This is a genomic window from Pseudomonas sp. EL_65y_Pfl2_R96 (assembly GCF_963970905.1).
Lineage (GTDB): Bacteria > Pseudomonadota > Gammaproteobacteria > Pseudomonadales > Pseudomonadaceae > Aquipseudomonas.
In genome coordinates this window covers 1-461 of sequence record NZ_CAXAQH010000322.1, presented here as the reverse complement: position 1 = coordinate 461, position 461 = coordinate 1, and the positions used below count along the sequence as shown (strand labels likewise).

General features: G+C 65.9%; 1 pseudogene. It reads right to left on the bottom strand.

What is annotated here, in order from left to right:
* Nucleotides 1-461: pseudogene (gene secA / locus AACY49_RS30845) on the bottom strand (preprotein translocase subunit SecA); the annotation flags it as partial.

Here is a 461-nt window from a genome sequence, read left to right as displayed (position 1 = left end):
CACGCGCGCCAGCAGGGAGCAAACGCGCTCGCGCATGTCGTCGAGCATGGCGTTGAACAGCGCGAACGCCTCGCTCTTGTATTCGTTCAGCGGGTCGCGCTGGCCGTAGGCGCGCAGGCCGATGCCCTGGCGCAGATGGTCCAGCGCCAGTAGATGTTCTTTCCAGACCGTATCGAAAACCTGCAGCAGCACGCTCTTTTCGATGAACCGCATCACCTCGGGGCCGAAGCCCTGCGCCTTGGCCTCGGCCGCGGCGTCGACCGCCTGTTCAAGGCGCTCGCGGATGGCGGTTTCCTCGATGCCTTCCTCGCGTGCCCAATCGGCCACCGGCAGATCGAGGTCGAAAATGTGCTTGACATCCGCGCCGAGCTCCGCGGCTTCCCACTGTTCGGCGAAGGCGCGTTCGGGAATGCGCCGTGCAACCAGGTCGGCGATCAGTTCGTGGCGGAGGCCGCCGATGG